The sequence below is a fragment of the Cognataquiflexum nitidum genome (assembly GCF_022538055.1).
GTDB classification, from domain to species: domain Bacteria; phylum Bacteroidota; class Bacteroidia; order Cytophagales; family Cyclobacteriaceae; genus Cognataquiflexum; species Cognataquiflexum nitidum.
The window spans coordinates 1-14,495 of the sequence record NZ_JAKZAM010000010.1; the positions used below are offsets into that span (position 1 = coordinate 1).

Here is a 14,495-nt window from a genome sequence, read left to right on the forward strand (position 1 = left end):
AAACTGCAAACCCTCAAAAAAACAGATAATCCTATCCTAGCTGCATTGTTTCAAGCCAGAAATTAGCCAAACTTGAGAAGGTGTAGTTGCAAACTACACCTAGAGACACGCCATTCTACACCCAGACGGGGGCGATGGCTTTGAAATCACAGCGCTGGAATCAGACACAGCCTCAGCAATCAGTTTCCCATTCTCTACTCTGAATCAAACCTCGTCTAAGAAATCTCCTTTATGAAAAATATCTCGGCTTAAGATGCTAAGTACTCCATGGGCTTATGTGAAACGCCTTTGTAGGCTTTTTAACTTTTCACCAATTTTCATTCAGAAATCCCAAAAGAAAGAAATATTGCCCATTAAAAAATCACTCTTTTTCCCAAACAAAAACCCCCATGGCTCTTTGTCCATGCACAAGGACGCTTTTTGCGGGCTCGAGGTATTTGAGCTTGTATTTCGAAACAATCTCTTTTTCCAAGGATTCAGTCAAAAGAAACCGCTCCGATCCATCAGGCAACAAATAAACCCCATCGCCAAGATGTGGGGATTTTTCCTGCATTTCTCCCCGGCTAGTCGTCATTCTTAAGAAAAAGATTCCTCCGGGCTTCAGTACCCGCATCATCTCCTCCATCATTTTCAAAAAGTGGGTTTCACTTGTGGCAAAGTGTAAAACAGCTGAGCTGATAATGGCATCGAAAGCTCCCTGATGAAAGGGCAGTTTTTCGATCAACGAAGTCTGAAAGCGGTACACATCAACCTCTTTTTGGATGGTCTGTGCATAAATCCTTGCCATCTGAATGGCAATTGGATTGCTGTCGGCTCCGAATATTTGGTATCCTTCATGCAGAAAATAGACGGTATTTCTCCCCTCTCCGCAGCCGGCGTCAAGGATTTTCATTTCCTTGTCAAATCGCCCTTTGAGAATCTGGTCCAGCAGGTAAATATCAATATTGCCTAATAATTGATTGAGGGATTTAATGTCCATTTTCGTATTTATTTATGGCAGCCAGGGCTTTTTGCTTGCCGATTTCGATCAATTCCGCAGCGCGGTGAAACTCCAAGGTGCCTGCTTGGGTCCTTGAAATCTCCACGATGATATCGACTTGATATTTTTCGAGAACCAACTCCGAAAGCTTGTCCTGAAGCATGTCAAAGGAATAATTGAGGAGATCCAAAGAACTCATCCCTTTAATTTTTTCCTCTTTCTCATTGGAAGAAAAATAGGTGGAAAACTTTTGTCGGTATTCTGTCAACCAATTGGGCAACTTTACTTTAGAAGTATCACTTTCCTTTTTCTCTCTATCTTTCAAGTTTTCTACAAAAGCGGTTTTGGGTCCATTCAGGTCAACCGCAAAAACCAAGTCAGCAATCTTCTCTTTGGGAATAAGGTTCAACGGAATGGGATTCAGGATACTTCCGTCAATGTATTCTTTGCCATGGATTTTGGCAGGGGTAAAAGCAGTCGGAATCGAGGCCGATGCACGTATGGCGGAGTACATACTCCCTTTTCGAAAAATATGCTCTTTGCCTGCGGGAATTTCGACCGCTGTGCATACAAAAGGAATGTCCAGGTCCTCAATCGGTCTGTCTTCAATGATTTTTTTGAGCGCTGCAAAAACTTTGTCCCCTTTGATAAACCCTTTGCTTGAAAGCGTAAAATCCATCAAGGAGAACACATCTATCTTATCAAGATTACAGATCCAATCTTTGAATTTGGGCAGGTTGCCACTTGCATACATGCCTCCAATAAGGGCTCCGGCTGAGCATCCTGCGATCGATACAATCTCATACCCTGATTCTTCAAGCGCTTCTATGACACCGATATGTGCCATTCCCCTTGCTCCACCACTTGAAAGTACCAATGAAACTGTTTTTTTGCTCATGGTTTAATATGATTTTGAAAAATGAATGCTACTTTTCTATTTCGAAAAACGAAATTAAGCAATTATGGGTCAATTCAAGCCTTTTCACCTTGCATTTCCTATCAGAGACATCGAGGAAACGCGTCAGTTTTATGGAGATCTATTGGGCTGTGACATCGGCAGAAGTACCGACAAGTGGATAGATTTCAATTTCTTTGGGCATCAGCTTTCTGCCCATATCAAGCCTGAGGAGCTTTCAATGGCCAAAGCCAATGAAGTAGATGGAAAAAATGTGCCTGTCAGACATTTTGGGGCAATCCTACCTTGGGAAGAATGGCATTCATTGGCAGATAAGCTTCGGGACTACGGGATCGAATTCGTCATTGAACCTTATATCAGGTTCAAAGGAGAGGTAGGCGAGCAGGCCACCATGTTCTTTTTGGATCCCTGTGGCAATGCTTTGGAGTTCAAATCCTTTCAGGACGAAAGCCAGATTTTTGCTAGATAGCATTTCCGTCAATCTGAGTCCTTAACATTTTTGAATTTTCAGAAAAGGAATGACGGTTGGTGTTGCGTCATCTTGAATCCGAGGTACAGCCTGTCCCGTTTTTTCGGGAAGGATGAAAGATCTCAGAAAAAAGAGACCCTTCACTTCACTCAGGGTGACGACCCGCACATTTACGTCATTAATAACAAAGTGGAGAGTCTCAAAGGTTAAAGAGATTCTTCACGTCCACAAGCTGCGGTTCAGAATGGCATAATAGTAACTTTCCCTTCGACAAGCTCAGGGACCGGAGATTCATCGCTTGGAGTGGGAGGAGGAAAAAGCGGATCAACCGCTTTTTCCTCCTCCCACTCTTCTTGGCTTTTTCTATATAAATGACTCCCTCAGGTATTTGCCTGTGTAATTTCCTTCTGTTTCCATCAAGGCTTCCGGAGTTCCCTCAAAAGTCACATAACCCCCTTTTTCTCCACCCTCAGGTCCCAAATCGATAACCCAATCGGCTGCTTTGATCACTTCGGTGTTGTGCTCAATGATGATGACCGAGTGCCCTTGGTCTATCAGTGCATTGATCGAATGGAGCAGCTTTCGGATGTCGTGAAAATGCAGACCGGTCGTCGGTTCATCAAAAATAAACAGGACATGGTCTCCGGGTTTGGTGCCTCCCTTTCCAAGGAAAGAAGCGAGTTTGACCCTTTGGGCTTCACCTCCCGAAAGGGTGTTGGATGATTGGCCCATACCTATGTAACCCAAGCCAACTTCCTGCAGGGGTTGGAGTTTGTTGATGATTTGGGATTTTCCTTTGAAAAATTCCATTGCCTCATCGATCGTCATGTCCAACACATCGGCAATATCTTTGTCATGGTATTTGATATCGAGGATTTCATTTTTGAATCTTTTGCCATGACAGGATTCACAGGTCAGGTGAATATCTGCCATAAACTGCATCTCGACGGTCACCGTACCTTCTCCCTGACAGGCTTCGCATCTTCCGCCATCCACATTGAAGGAAAAGAATGCCGGTTTGTATCCTCTTTGCTTGGCCAAAGTCTGATCGGAATACAAAGTTCTGATTGCATCGTAGGCTTTCACATAAGTGACCGGATTGGATCTGGAGGATTTCCCTATGGGATTTTGGTCGACAAATTCAATCTGGCTAATCTTTTTATAACTGCCATCCAATTTGTCAAACTTGCCTGTCTCATCGATGACAGTGCCTAGTGTTTTTCCGAGAGCAGGATATAAAACCTTTTTGATCAAGGTGGATTTACCTGATCCGCTGACACCGGTGACGCAGGTCAGGGTGTTCAATGGGAATTTGACAGTCAGGTTTTTGAGGTTGTTTTCTCTTGCACCTTTGACGATGATCGTATCCCTGAACTTTCGGTTCTGGGCCTTATTTTGGATTTTTTCTTCGCCTTTCAGGTAGCGGGCGGTATAGGTATTTCCTTTGATCATCAGCTCGGTCAGGTCTCCCTGAAAAACCAACTCCCCACCCAAAACACCTGCATCAGGTCCGATATCGATGATTTGATCCGCTGCCTTCATGACTTTCTCCTCGTGCTCCACCACAATAACGGTATTGCCCATATCTCTCAAAGCCTTCAACACCTCAATCAACCTGTCGGTATCCCTTGGGTGGAGGCCGATACTTGGTTCGTCAAGGATATACATGGAGCCAACCAGCGCTGAACCCAAGGATGTCGCCAATTTGATTCTTTGGTATTCCCCACCTGAAAGTGAGGAAGTGAGACGGTTTAATGTCAGATACCCCAACCCTACTTTGTCGATGTATTCTAACCTGTTGATGATTTCTTTGAGCAATCTGTTGGCAACTTTATGTTCAGCCTCCGTCAACTCAATATTTTTGAAAAAATCAAAGGCCTTCTCGATCGGGAGCAACACAATATCTGTGATGGACTTTCCATTGATTTTGACAAAAGAAGCATCTTTTCTCAGTCTCGTTCCCCTGCAATCCGGACAGGTGGTTTTGCCCCTAAACCTGGAAAGCATGACGCGGTACTGGATTTTATGTGTTTTGGTTTCCAAATCTGCAAAAAAATCATTGAGCCCTTGGAAGTAGGAATTCCCTGTCCAGATCAATTCTTTTTGTGCATCATCCAAATCTTCATAGGCTCGGTGGATGGGAAAATCAAAATAGATACCTTTTTTAACCAAGGGTTCCAGCCATTTGCCTGAACTCTCCCCCCTCCAGGGAGCGATTGCACCTTCATAGACAGAAAGACTTTTGTCAGGAATGATCAGATCCGGATCAAGTCCGAGGACAGACCCAAAGCCTTCACATCTTTTGCATGCTCCATAGGGGTTGTTGAAGCTGAAAAAGTTGACTGATGGCAGCTCAAAACTCATTCCATCCAATTCAAAACGATCGGTGAAGGTTTTCTTTTCCTTTCCGGGTATGGTTACGGTACATTCCCCATGGCCTTCAAAAAAAGCCGTCTGTACTGAATCCGCGATCCTGAACTGATTGTCTTCGTCTTCTTTTTGGATGGAGATACGGTCGATCAAAATCTGATAGCTTCCTTTTGGCAGGGTAGGCGCTCCTACCAAATCCTCCACAAAATAGGCATCACCATCTACGAGTACACGGGTGAATCCTTTCTGAAGGAGCAATTCCATTTCTTTGAGCATCGTCCTGCCATTCATCTGTTGTAGTGGACAGGAGATCATTACTTTTTCCCCTTCTTCGAAAGTGTGGATAAAGTCCACCACATCGCTGACGGTATGGTGTCGGACTTCATCCCCGCTTACAGGAGAAATGGTCTTGCCGATTCTGCTAAAAAGCAGCTTGAGGTAATCGTAGATTTCAGTGGTCGTACCGACTGTAGACCGGGGATTTTTGGTACTGGCTTTCTGTTGGATGGCGATGGCTGGGGAGACACCTTTGATGTATTCGACATCCGGTTTTTCCATTCTGCCTAGAAACTGACGGGCATAGGAGCTCAGACTTTCGACATACATTCTTTGGCCTTCGGCAAAGAGCGTGTCAAAAGCCAGGGAGGATTTTCCCGAACCGGAAAGTCCGGTGATTACCACAAGTTTATTTCTGGGAATGGCGACGCTCAGGCTTTTGAGGTTATTGACCTTGGCGTTTTTGATGATGATGAATTCCTTGGGATCAAGGTTTTCTATAGAAGGAGATTGAAATTCGGTGCTTACACTCATAGATACAAAGTTACCCAAACAACAGCTCAAAAGGTAATTTGTTGGAAAGTTTAGACCTCAACCTGCCAAAGAATATAGGCATAGACGAAATACCTCAGGATTCTAAAAAGGCTGTTGAGGAGGTATTTTGTTTTGTCCAGTCCACCTGCCCCTGCAAGCAATGATACAGCGGAAAATGGTATCGGGGTGACGGAAGCCACGATCACCAGGTAGCCGCCATATTGGTCAAACATTTTTTGGTATTTTTTGAGGAATTTGTTTTCTCCATTTAGCCAGGAGACTTTTCCTTTGAGAAACTTGCCAATGGTGAAATTCAGAAAACCAGCTGCATATGAGATCAGAGAAAGCGTGCCGATACTTATAAAATACGGCCCAAAATACCCAGTTTCCATGGACCAAAGCATGAAAATCTCCGGTGGAATGATACCGAAGATGATCTCCGAAGCAACGAAGACTGCCAAGACCAACATGGGATTATTGTATATCGAGCCAAACCAAAGCATCCGATCCTCCTCTGTTGTCCCTTTTCTCAGAAGATAAAAAATCAGAACCAATATTGCCAAGAAGAAAAAGCCTTTCAGGATGTTTTTTACCAGAAAATCGGTTTTTTCATTTGAAAATCTTATCCGGTTCATAATTTCTAGTTTTTCATAACCTAATAAAGGTAGAAAGGAAATCCAATGATTTCCTGTTTTTGCTGAACTCGTTTCTTCAATTTTGGCTTAATTTGAAAAAAATTGTCAACCAACAATATCATGAAAATAGAGAAAAACAAAGTTGTGGCGATCAGCTATGAGCTGCATGTCGACGATGGGGAAAATGGGAAGGAACATTTTGAAAGTGTCAAGAGAGAGCAGGCCTTTCATTTTCTTTTTGGCACAGGTCACGTACTACCGGCTTTGGAGGCTGTTTTTGAAGGAAAAGAAGCAGGAGATAAGTTTGAGGTTTTTATTGATTTCGAACATGGCTATGGAGATTATGATGAAAGCAAAAAAGTGATCGTCCCAAAAGCTAACTTTAAGGAAGACGGCAAAAAAGCCAAGAATTCCCTTCGGGTCGGCCAAGTAGTCCCGATGCAGGATGACCAAGGCAATCAACTGAGAGGAGAAATCACCAAGATTGATTACAGAGGAGTCCATATGGATTTCAATTCACCGTTGGCGGGATTGGATCTCTACTTTGAAGGAGAAATAGTGTCTGTCAGGGATGCCTCTCCGGAAGAAATCGACCATGGTCATGTGCATGGTGAAGGTGGGCATCAACATTGATCATTAATGTTTTTAAAAACCCTACATCTAAAAAATAAAAAAATACGTTAAAGTATAAGTGAATCTTGGATTCCAAAACACATTTTAATATTATTGACAAATCAATTTAATTCACTTATTTTGATAAAATTTGAAATAATGGCTGAAAATAAAATTAAGTGTAAGTACATTTTCGAAGAAAATTATAATCCCGTTTACATAAATGGAGCCCAAGGTGGAATTAATCCTTTGGGAGAGATAGTCGTGAATTTTTATCTAGAAAGGAATGCTTTACCAAAATCCCAAACATTTTCAATCGAAAATGGAATAATGGGTAAAGAATCAGCAGAAGTTGAACCAGAAGATTTGAAAAACAGCTTTGTTAGAATTATTCAAAATGGAATAATTATGAATTATCAAACGGCAAAAGAAATTCACAGGTGGCTAGGTGAACATATATCATCTCTAGAAATAATTTCAAAAATAAATGAGAAATAGAAATATAATAACAGACACCAGAAAAGGATATAGCGATTTATTAAAGTATGCAGCTTTAATATTAATTGCTGATTCAACTTCTCAAATCCCAAGAATTATTGAAGAACCAATAATTTTCTCTTATCACAAGCCTGTTGGGTCACAAAATTCAACAAGATTTAATGATTCAAATCGATATTCACTTGAAAAATTAAAGCTTAATAAACAAACTCTATTTCATCTTAAAAATTTAAAATCAAATTGGAATGGATATAACTCCAAACCTATTAACGAAGAAGTAATTCAAATTACTGAGGATATTATTTCTCAATTAGATTATCAACCAAAATTGTTCCCAACCGGAAGAGGTACAATTCAAATTGAATTTTTTAAAGATGAAAATAATCTGTTAGAAATAGAAGTTTTCGAAAAAGAACTTTTCATGTATAAAATTAAAAATGGAGAGGAAATGGAAAGAAATATGAGTTTTGATGATTTACCAAAAGTCATAACTGAATTCCATGTTTAATGAAAATATTGATGACAACGAATTTTTATTTAGAGGGGTTGTAAATGTAAATTGGGACTTTGAAAATGATAGACCTTCATCTGCTACATTCAAAGATTCGTTTGGAGTTTCGGTAGACAGAGATGGTGGAAGATCTCAATCTGAATGTGTTAGCGAATTGTTATCAAAAAAAAATTTTATAGCAATTTGCAAGGTACTTACATATGATGTTAGGGAAATAGGCGCAATTGTTAAATATCTACCAATTATTCCTGATAATGTTTACCATTCTGAGATACATGATTCTATTGAAGTAATTCAATTAAAAGGTAAAAAACCCAATAAAATCAGGGATAAATCTTTAACTGTTTTTAAAAAGTAATTCGTTTAAAATGGCAATTTCCCCAAATCCACATTTCCTCCGGAAAGGATAATTCCCACTTTTTGACCCTTGAACCTTTCTTTGTTTTTCAGTAATGCCGCCAAGGGTACCGCACAGCTTGGCTCAATGATGATTTTATCTATTTTTTTAAAGTTCCATTAAAAATCAGGAAGTAATCAGGATAAAAAATACCAGATTAAAGGTTGAAAAAAAAATTTAAAATGCCTGAGATTTCAAGATTCTAAGGGATAGTTATCCGAATGTATTTTCAAGACCACAACCCTCCACATTTTCATGCCGAATACCAAGGCATGAATGCAGAATACGATATAAAAACATTGGATGTTATTGCAGGAAATTTACCAAAAAGAGCCCATGCCTTGGTGTTGGAATGGGCATCACAACATAAAGAAGAATTATTGAACAATTGGGAAAAAGCAACCGTTCCTACTAAATTAGATAGTATCGAACCATTAAATTAACACAACCATGGACCGAGTTAGAGATTTTAAAGTCCTTCAAAATTACAGAATTTGGATTAAGTTCGATGATGGAGAAGAAAAAACCATAAATTTTCGACCTTTTCTAACTAAAGGGTTTTCGACCGAATTGTTAGATTATGATAAATTTTCCGGCGTCTTCATTGAACAGGGCGGAGGATTGGCTTGGGAAAATGGATATGATTTTTGCCCCAATTACCTTAAACAATTGCAGTCTGAAGAAGAGCCCATTTCAAAATAAATAAGTCTAACCAACTCTTCGTATTTCAAAAAGGCAATTTCCCCAAATCCACATTTCCTCCGGAAAGAATAATTCCCACTTTTTGACCTTTGAATCTTTCCTTGTTTTTCAGTAATGCAGCCAAAGGAACAGCACAGCTTGGCTCAATGATGATTTTCATCCTTTCATAGACAAGGCGCATCGCCTCGATGATTTCTGCTTCACTTACCGTGAGGATGTCGTCGACATATTCCATGATGATCTCAAAATTGATCTTTCCAAGGGAAGTGAGTAGGCCATCAGCAATGGTTTTGGGACCGACCATCGGTATCAATTCTTTTGCTTTGAATGAGCGGAAAGCATCATCTGCGCCTTCAGGTTCACCGGCGATGACGTTTGTGCTTGGGGAAATATACTTCGTAGTCAGCGCGGTTCCGCTGAGCAAACCCCCTCCTCCTACCGGTGCCATCACTGTATCAAAAGGAATCCCTTCTTCCCACATTTCTAGTGCACATGTCGCCTGTCCTTCGATCACATCCAAATAGTCATAAGGGGGTATAAATACCGCTCCTGTTCTTTCGACAACTTCCTTCAGGGTGGTTTCTCTTGCAATCAATGTGGGTTCGCACTCAATGATTTCCCCTCCATAGCCTGCTACAGCCTTTTTCTTGATTTCGGGTGCATTGGAAGGCATGACAATGTAGGACTTGATGCCTGCCACAGACGCTGCCCTTGCCAAAGCCGCAGCATGATTGCCGCTGGAGTGGGTGGCTACCCCATTTACCTTTTGCTCCTCAGTCAGTTTCATTACCGCATTGGCAGCACCACGGGCTTTGAAAGCGCCTACTTTTTGGAAGTTCTCACATTTGAAATAAATCTCACAACCTGCGATTTGGTTGATGGCTTCAGATGTCAGGATAGGTGTACGGTGGATAAATGGCTGGATCCTTTGGTGTGCAACCTTAATATCTTTAAGGGAGGGAAATTCAATAATTTCATTCATGGAAATAAAGATAAGCGAAGGTCCTAAAACTGACAAAATTTTTATCTTGCAGCAAAATGAAAGCCATGCCTTCTTTAGAAAATTTACTATCCGATGTTTCGATTTTTCCGGTGATGGGAAAATGGTTGGATGCTTCCAATTCCATCAAAATGGACTTTTCTCCTACAAATAAAGAATTGCCTGCTGTTGATATTTCAAATACAGAAACTTTTACCCGCTATGTTTTTGGATTGTTACAAAAGGCCGAAAAGAGGTTTGGCCATGGTGGATATTTCGAACACCGCGTCATTTACAGCAGAAGTGATGTTTTCGCAACTCAAGAGTCGGATTTCCGGGATATCCATATGGGAGTGGATATCTGGGCAGAGGCCGGAATGCCTGTATTTGCGCCATTGGATGCTGTGGTCCACAGCTTCCATGACAATGCAGGTTTTGGTAACTATGGTCCGACCATCATTTTACAGCACGAGATCAAAGGGACAGTATTTTTCAGTTTGTATGGTCACTTAGCCACATCCGACTTGGAACATCTAAAAACCGGTCAAGCCATTATCAAAGGAAAAGAATTTTGCCATCTGGGTCCATATCCCGAAAACGGCGATTGGCCCCCGCACTTGCATTTCCAATTGATGTGGGACATGATGGGAAATCTGGGCGATTTTCCGGGAGTATGTTCACATCGTGACATTGACAAATTCAAAACAATCTGTCCTGATCCTGCGATCCTAATCGGTCATTGATTTGCCAAAGTGATAAGGCGTATCCCTTCTAAGGTAAGGTTGCGGTCGATGACTTCAAATGACCCTTCCAAAGTGGGGATAATGGAAGAGAGACCACCTGTGGCGATGATATGACAGGAATAGCCCAATTCATTTTGAATGGTTTCAAGCATTCCTTTTACCAGACCGGAATAACCATAAAGGATTCCTGCCTGAATGGAATGGATGGTGTTTTTACCCAAAGCGGATTCGGGCAATTTCAACTCCACTTCCGGCAATTTGGAAGTATTGGCAAACAAAGATTTGATTGCCGTTTTCAATCCAGGGACAATGTTGACTCCCAGAACTTTTCCTTCTTTTCCCACGACAGTAAAAGTCAATGCCGTTCCAAAATCAACAATGATAGAAGGAGATTTGAATCTATCAAATGCAGCAGTCACATTACACATCAGGTCGCTACCGATTTCATTTGGGCGCGAGGTGCTGACCGCTAGTTTTTGGTAGCTTTTTCCGTGAATGAGGTAACATTTTTTTTCAAGGTATTCTCGGCAGAATTGTTGTAAAATAGGATTGATCTCGGGCACAACAGATGATATCCCAATAGCTGTGATTTTATCGGTTTTGATACCGTTTTCCAAAAAAAACAGGTGAATCTCTCTTTCAATATGAAGTACGGTGAGCTCTTTCAGGGTATTGATCCGGAACTCATGGATCCATTTTTTTAAATCTTCATCAAAAAAACCAAAGGTAATGTTGGTATTGCCGGCATCTATCGCTAAAAACATGCTTCTATTAGGGTTAGGAATTCCAGTTCATATGTGGCAACTTACCAAAGCGCCATATATCCAAATATATAAATTGATTTTTTGCCTTTGTGTTTTTTGGTAATTTTCCATCATGTATACCATCAGAGAAGGAAAAATAGAAGACCTGCCAAGGGTTTTGGAACTGGTCAAAGAACTTGCGCTTTACGAAAAAGCACCTGAGCAAGTAACCAATACATTGGAAATGATGCAAGAAGACGGATTTGGACCAAATCCAATATATGGACTTTTTGTTGCAGAAAAGAATTCCACAGGTGAAATCATTGGCATTTCTATATTTTATTACCGCTACAGTACCTGGAAAGGAAAGCGGCTTTACTTGGAAGATATCGTAGTCACAGAGACCGAAAGAGGTCATGGTGCAGGCAAATTGCTATTTGACCGTACGATGCTGAAATGCATCGAAGCCAATTGTACCGGCATGATGTGGCAGGTTTTGGATTGGAATACCCCTGCGATCAACTTCTACCAAAAATACGGGGCTGAGCTCGACAGCGGATGGATCAACTGTAACTTACAATCAGAAGATATTAAGAAAATTCTGTAAATTTATTGTAAATGCAATATAATATTATTGCAAATAAGAAAATCTTATTATCTTTGAAGAGGATATCAATGGATCAGCTATGACCATCAGTTACACTTATACACTCTCAGGTTATCGGGGTACATCCGATGTGCCTGATTTATTTGCTTCCCAATACTTTTTCCAAGCTCCAAATGATAAGGTGGCAGAGCCAAGTGCTTATGTTGAAGTCTCGATGTCTTTTGCTGATACCAAGCCATTATTTGACTATTTGGGCTACAGTCAGCATGAGGTGGCAGAGCTGATGGAAGTAGATCCAAGTACACTTTCCCGTTGGAAAAAAGAAGACAAGACATTGACCCGATTGCTGACCAAAAGTATCATGGACATGGATAAGATCGTATTTAAAGGAGTCCGGATTTTTGGATCTGAGGCATTGTTTTCTGAATGGCTGCACACTTCCAATGTTTCTTTAGGGGACAAGATTCCTGCTGATTTGATGCGGGATCCCTATGGTCTGGAGTTGGTAGAGGAGGCATTGGAGGCTATGTCTTGGGGTAATTTTATGTAATCTCCATTTTGAAATACTACCGACTTATAGAAAATCTGCCCGGAAGAAGTCCATTGGGCTTTGGCTTGGGGGCAGGTAGATGGAATCCTTATGGCACGCCCTTGATTTATGCCTGCAACCAAATTTCTCTTAACTTTTTGGAATTGCTCAGTATCAAAGGTCCCACAGTCAGTCAGGCATCATGGTCATTGGTTACCATGGATATCTCAGGAGAAATCCCTTATTTGGAACCTTCTGACTGGCCTTCAGATTGGAGAAGGCGTCCCCATCCGGTCAGCACACAGCAATTGGGAAATTTTTGGGCGAGGCAGATGGCCTCTGTAGCATTACAGATCCCTTCCGGAAGGATTCCTGCAAGTTCTTTTCCCAATGAACATAACCTCTTGATCAATCCTTTGCATCCTGATTTTACTCAAACCGTCAAATTGGTGTCACAGGAAACCGTAAATTTTGAAATCAATTATTAAGAATTAAATCCTTATGAACATAGACCTGAGTAACCATCGAATCCTTGTCACAGGAGCCTCCCGTGGTATCGGAGCTGCCATTGCCTCCCAACTTTCAAAATCAGGAGCCGAAGTATTGCTTCATTTCAACAAGAATATCACTGAAGCAAAGAAACTTCAAGATTCTTTACCCAACCCTTCCCACCTTGTACCCTGCGATTTAGCTGACTCAGAATCGGTCAAAGGATGGATTCCCGAACTCATCAAAACATATGGAAAAATTGATGCCGTGGTGAACAATGCCGGAATCGCCATAGGAATTCCCGACAATGCTCCTACCACAGAATGGATGGATGTCTGGCATAAAACCATGGATGTCAATATCCATGCCTTGGCCATTATCAGCAAGGAATTTATCGAGCATGCCCGTCAAAATAAAAACGGAAGAATCGTAAACATTTCCTCCCGTGCGGCATTTAGAGGAGATACGCCTGATTATCTGGCTTACGCTGCATCAAAAGCCGCTATCGTAAGTTATACCAGATCAATCGCCAGGTATTATGGAAAAGAAGGAATCAAGGCTTTTATAATTGCGCCGGGATTTACAAGGACAGACATGGCACAGGATTTTATGGACCAATACGGGGAAGAATATGCTTTGAATGATATTGCGCTCAATCAACTTACCGAACCAAAGGATATTGCCCCGATGGTGACATTGCTTTGTTCAGGACTTGCAGACCATGCTACAGGATGTACGATAGATATCAATGCGGGTTCTTATGTACATTGAAATGATATAAGGTTGATATAGATGGAAATAAATTGATATAATTTTCCATATCAATCCTTTTAATGATTTTAATGTTGGCTTAATGGATTTTGATTTCTCTAAAAACTAAAAATTTATATTGTTTTGTTATGGCCAAAAGTAACAAAGGCTCTCTATCCCCAGAATTGATTCGATTATTGAAAATCTTCGGAATAGGATCTTTGGTTTTTGTTTTGGTGATGTCATTTTTCAATGAGAAAAGAGCCAACAACTCAGGAAGAGAACCGAGTCCAATGAGAATGACCGATCCGGAAAGGATATATTTCAAGAATGTACGGTCATCTTATTATGATATCGAAATACGAAGAGATGCAAAAATGACTGTCTACCGACATGGCAAGCGGTCCAAAGATACCAATAGGCCTACGCTTGTATTTTCAATTATCATCAATCAACACAGCGACGAAGCTTACATTTTTTTGGAGCCAAATATTGAGGAAAATCCAATCCGGGTGAAATGGTCCATTCCAGGTAAAAATCAGGAAGGGGAAATTACCTTTGAGGGAGGTGATAAATTTGCCCATTTAGAATTTGCCCAAAAGATTACCCCTATACTCCAAGAAAACGCAATTTTCGAAGTTAGGGGAAACGAAAAATGGGTTCCCTTATGGGAAGATGAAAAGGAGAAGAACGCGGTGATGGTGACCATCGAAGATTATCAGAAGTTGATCGGACTGGTCAGATGAGCTTCCTTCA

Annotated in this window: 19 protein-coding genes and 1 pseudogene; 13 read left to right on the forward strand and 7 right to left on the reverse strand. The window is 41.0% G+C overall.

The window, feature by feature from the left end; translation table 11 throughout:
- Positions 1–361 precede the first annotated feature (361 nt).
- Both MMU07_RS08345 and MMU07_RS08350 read right to left on the reverse strand, forming a co-directional pair.
- Positions 362–979, reverse strand: a complete 618-nt coding sequence (locus MMU07_RS08345) for a class I SAM-dependent methyltransferase (protein WP_241125406.1) — start codon at positions 977–979, stop codon at positions 362–364.
- Complete coding sequence (locus MMU07_RS08350) at positions 969–1,877, reverse strand: patatin-like phospholipase family protein (RefSeq protein WP_241125407.1); 909 nt, start codon at positions 1,875–1,877, stop codon at positions 969–971. The genes MMU07_RS08345 and MMU07_RS08350 overlap by 11 nt, the downstream gene beginning before the upstream one ends.
- Positions 1,878–1,941: 64 nt before the next feature.
- Between MMU07_RS08350 and MMU07_RS08355 the strand changes: the two genes are divergently transcribed.
- Complete coding sequence (locus MMU07_RS08355; protein WP_241125408.1) at positions 1,942–2,364, forward strand: VOC family protein; 423 nt, start codon at positions 1,942–1,944, stop codon at positions 2,362–2,364.
- 363 nt (positions 2,365–2,727) lie between these two features.
- On the opposite strand, the gene uvrA is transcribed toward MMU07_RS08355, so the two are convergent.
- Both uvrA and MMU07_RS08365 read right to left on the reverse strand, forming a co-directional pair.
- Positions 2,728–5,544, reverse strand: coding sequence for an excinuclease ABC subunit UvrA (uvrA, locus tag MMU07_RS08360; RefSeq protein ID WP_241125409.1), 2,817 nt, complete (start codon positions 5,542–5,544; stop codon positions 2,728–2,730).
- Positions 5,545–5,594: 50 nt separating this feature from the next.
- Positions 5,595–6,179, reverse strand: a complete 585-nt coding sequence (locus MMU07_RS08365; RefSeq protein ID WP_241125410.1) for a YqaA family protein — start codon at positions 6,177–6,179, stop codon at positions 5,595–5,597.
- Positions 6,180–6,299: 120 nt separating this feature from the next.
- On the opposite strand from MMU07_RS08365, the gene MMU07_RS08370 reads away from it, so the two are divergent.
- From MMU07_RS08370 to MMU07_RS08385, 4 genes are all read left to right on the forward strand, one after another.
- Positions 6,300–6,812 carry an FKBP-type peptidyl-prolyl cis-trans isomerase gene (locus tag MMU07_RS08370; RefSeq protein ID WP_241125411.1) on the forward strand — a complete coding sequence of 171 codons (513 nt, stop codon included), beginning with the start codon at positions 6,300–6,302 and terminating at the stop codon, positions 6,810–6,812.
- Positions 6,813–6,950: 138 nt separating this feature from the next.
- Entirely contained in the window at positions 6,951–7,289 is a 339-nt protein-coding gene (locus MMU07_RS08375) for a hypothetical protein (protein ID WP_241125412.1), read from the forward strand.
- Entirely contained in the window at positions 7,279–7,797 is a 519-nt protein-coding gene (locus tag MMU07_RS08380) for a hypothetical protein (RefSeq protein ID WP_241125413.1), read from the forward strand. Before MMU07_RS08375 ends, MMU07_RS08380 begins: the two co-directional genes overlap by 11 nt.
- Positions 7,790–8,158 carry a hypothetical protein gene (locus tag MMU07_RS08385; protein WP_241125414.1) on the forward strand — a complete coding sequence of 123 codons (369 nt, stop codon included), beginning with the start codon at positions 7,790–7,792 and terminating at the stop codon, positions 8,156–8,158. Before MMU07_RS08380 ends, MMU07_RS08385 begins: the two co-directional genes overlap by 8 nt.
- 5 nt (positions 8,159–8,163) lie before the next feature.
- On the opposite strand, the pseudogene MMU07_RS21830 reads toward MMU07_RS08385, so the two are convergent.
- Positions 8,164–8,295, reverse strand: a pseudogene (locus MMU07_RS21830) (threonine/serine dehydratase); the annotation flags it as partial.
- A gap of 117 nt (positions 8,296–8,412) precedes the next feature.
- Here MMU07_RS21830 and MMU07_RS08390 point away from each other — a divergent pair.
- Both MMU07_RS08390 and MMU07_RS08395 read left to right on the forward strand, forming a co-directional pair.
- Positions 8,413–8,640 (forward strand): DUF4160 domain-containing protein, encoded by a 228-nt coding sequence (locus MMU07_RS08390; protein WP_336246183.1) that lies wholly within the window; start codon positions 8,413–8,415, stop codon positions 8,638–8,640.
- Positions 8,641–8,647: 7 nt separating this feature from the next.
- Positions 8,648–8,899, forward strand: a complete 252-nt coding sequence (locus MMU07_RS08395; protein ID WP_241125416.1) for a DUF2442 domain-containing protein — start codon at positions 8,648–8,650, stop codon at positions 8,897–8,899.
- Positions 8,900–8,924: 25 nt separating this feature from the next.
- Here MMU07_RS08395 and MMU07_RS08400 read toward each other — a convergent pair whose 3' ends face one another.
- Positions 8,925–9,881 (reverse strand): pyridoxal-phosphate dependent enzyme, encoded by a 957-nt coding sequence (locus MMU07_RS08400; RefSeq protein ID WP_241125417.1) that lies wholly within the window; start codon positions 9,879–9,881, stop codon positions 8,925–8,927.
- Positions 9,882–9,946: 65 nt separating this feature from the next.
- Between MMU07_RS08400 and MMU07_RS08405 the strand changes: the two genes are divergently transcribed.
- Entirely contained in the window at positions 9,947–10,621 is a 675-nt protein-coding gene (locus MMU07_RS08405) for a peptidoglycan DD-metalloendopeptidase family protein (protein WP_241125418.1), read from the forward strand.
- On the opposite strand, the gene MMU07_RS08410 is transcribed toward MMU07_RS08405, so the two are convergent.
- Entirely contained in the window at positions 10,615–11,385 is a 771-nt protein-coding gene (locus MMU07_RS08410; RefSeq protein ID WP_241125419.1) for a type III pantothenate kinase, read from the reverse strand. The two genes, MMU07_RS08405 and MMU07_RS08410, sit on opposite strands and share 7 nt — an antisense overlap.
- A 112-nt stretch (positions 11,386–11,497) precedes the next feature.
- Here MMU07_RS08410 and MMU07_RS08415 point away from each other — a divergent pair, with 112 nt between their 5' ends.
- From MMU07_RS08415 to MMU07_RS08435, 5 genes are all read left to right on the forward strand, one after another.
- Positions 11,498–11,971, forward strand: coding sequence for a GNAT family N-acetyltransferase (locus MMU07_RS08415; RefSeq protein WP_241125420.1), 474 nt, complete (start codon positions 11,498–11,500; stop codon positions 11,969–11,971).
- A gap of 79 nt (positions 11,972–12,050) precedes the next feature.
- Positions 12,051–12,521: an antitoxin Xre/MbcA/ParS toxin-binding domain-containing protein gene (locus tag MMU07_RS08420; RefSeq protein ID WP_241125421.1), complete on the forward strand. Its 471-nt coding sequence runs from the start codon at positions 12,051–12,053 to the stop codon at positions 12,519–12,521.
- A gap of 8 nt (positions 12,522–12,529) precedes the next feature.
- A complete protein-coding gene (locus tag MMU07_RS08425; protein WP_241125422.1) occupies positions 12,530–12,988 on the forward strand; it encodes an RES family NAD+ phosphorylase in 459 nt (152 codons plus the stop codon).
- Between the two features lie 13 nt (positions 12,989–13,001).
- Positions 13,002–13,760 carry an SDR family NAD(P)-dependent oxidoreductase gene (locus MMU07_RS08430; protein WP_241125423.1) on the forward strand — a complete coding sequence of 253 codons (759 nt, stop codon included), beginning with the start codon at positions 13,002–13,004 and terminating at the stop codon, positions 13,758–13,760.
- 128 nt (positions 13,761–13,888) lie between these two features.
- The gene (locus tag MMU07_RS08435) at positions 13,889–14,485 is read left to right on the forward strand and encodes a hypothetical protein (RefSeq protein ID WP_241125424.1); all 597 of its coding nucleotides are present in this window, start codon (positions 13,889–13,891) and stop codon (positions 14,483–14,485) included.
- The last annotated feature ends 10 nt before the right edge of the window (positions 14,486–14,495 follow it).

Bases quoted from the DNA above. Each gene is read 5' to 3' on its own strand.
- uvrA (WP_241125409.1), bottom strand. From the start codon at position 5,544: ATGAGTGTAAGCACCGAATTTCAATCTCCTTCTATAGAAAACCTTGAT.
- MMU07_RS08435 (WP_241125424.1), top strand. From the start codon at position 13,889: ATGGCCAAAAGTAACAAAGGCTCTCTATCCCCAGAATTGATTCGATTA.
- MMU07_RS08400 (WP_241125417.1), bottom strand. From the start codon at position 9,881: ATGAATGAAATTATTGAATTTCCCTCCCTTAAAGATATTAAGGTTGCA.
- MMU07_RS08355 (WP_241125408.1), top strand. From the start codon at position 1,942: ATGGGTCAATTCAAGCCTTTTCACCTTGCATTTCCTATCAGAGACATC.
- MMU07_RS08410 (WP_241125419.1), bottom strand. From the start codon at position 11,385: ATGTTTTTAGCGATAGATGCCGGCAATACCAACATTACCTTTGGTTTT.
- MMU07_RS08345 (WP_241125406.1), bottom strand. From the start codon at position 979: ATGGACATTAAATCCCTCAATCAATTATTAGGCAATATTGATATTTAC.
- MMU07_RS08370 (WP_241125411.1), top strand. From the start codon at position 6,300: ATGAAAATAGAGAAAAACAAAGTTGTGGCGATCAGCTATGAGCTGCAT.
- MMU07_RS08380 (WP_241125413.1), top strand. From the start codon at position 7,279: ATGAGAAATAGAAATATAATAACAGACACCAGAAAAGGATATAGCGAT.
- MMU07_RS08375 (WP_241125412.1), top strand. From the start codon at position 6,951: ATGGCTGAAAATAAAATTAAGTGTAAGTACATTTTCGAAGAAAATTAT.
- MMU07_RS08350 (WP_241125407.1), bottom strand. From the start codon at position 1,877: ATGAGCAAAAAAACAGTTTCATTGGTACTTTCAAGTGGTGGAGCAAGG.
- MMU07_RS08430 (WP_241125423.1), top strand. From the start codon at position 13,002: ATGAACATAGACCTGAGTAACCATCGAATCCTTGTCACAGGAGCCTCC.
- MMU07_RS08385 (WP_241125414.1), top strand. From the start codon at position 7,790: ATGTTTAATGAAAATATTGATGACAACGAATTTTTATTTAGAGGGGTT.
- MMU07_RS08395 (WP_241125416.1), top strand. From the start codon at position 8,648: ATGGACCGAGTTAGAGATTTTAAAGTCCTTCAAAATTACAGAATTTGG.
- MMU07_RS08365 (WP_241125410.1), bottom strand. From the start codon at position 6,179: ATGAACCGGATAAGATTTTCAAATGAAAAAACCGATTTTCTGGTAAAA.
- MMU07_RS08420 (WP_241125421.1), top strand. From the start codon at position 12,051: ATGACCATCAGTTACACTTATACACTCTCAGGTTATCGGGGTACATCC.
- MMU07_RS08415 (WP_241125420.1), top strand. From the start codon at position 11,498: ATGTATACCATCAGAGAAGGAAAAATAGAAGACCTGCCAAGGGTTTTG.
- MMU07_RS08405 (WP_241125418.1), top strand. From the start codon at position 9,947: ATGCCTTCTTTAGAAAATTTACTATCCGATGTTTCGATTTTTCCGGTG.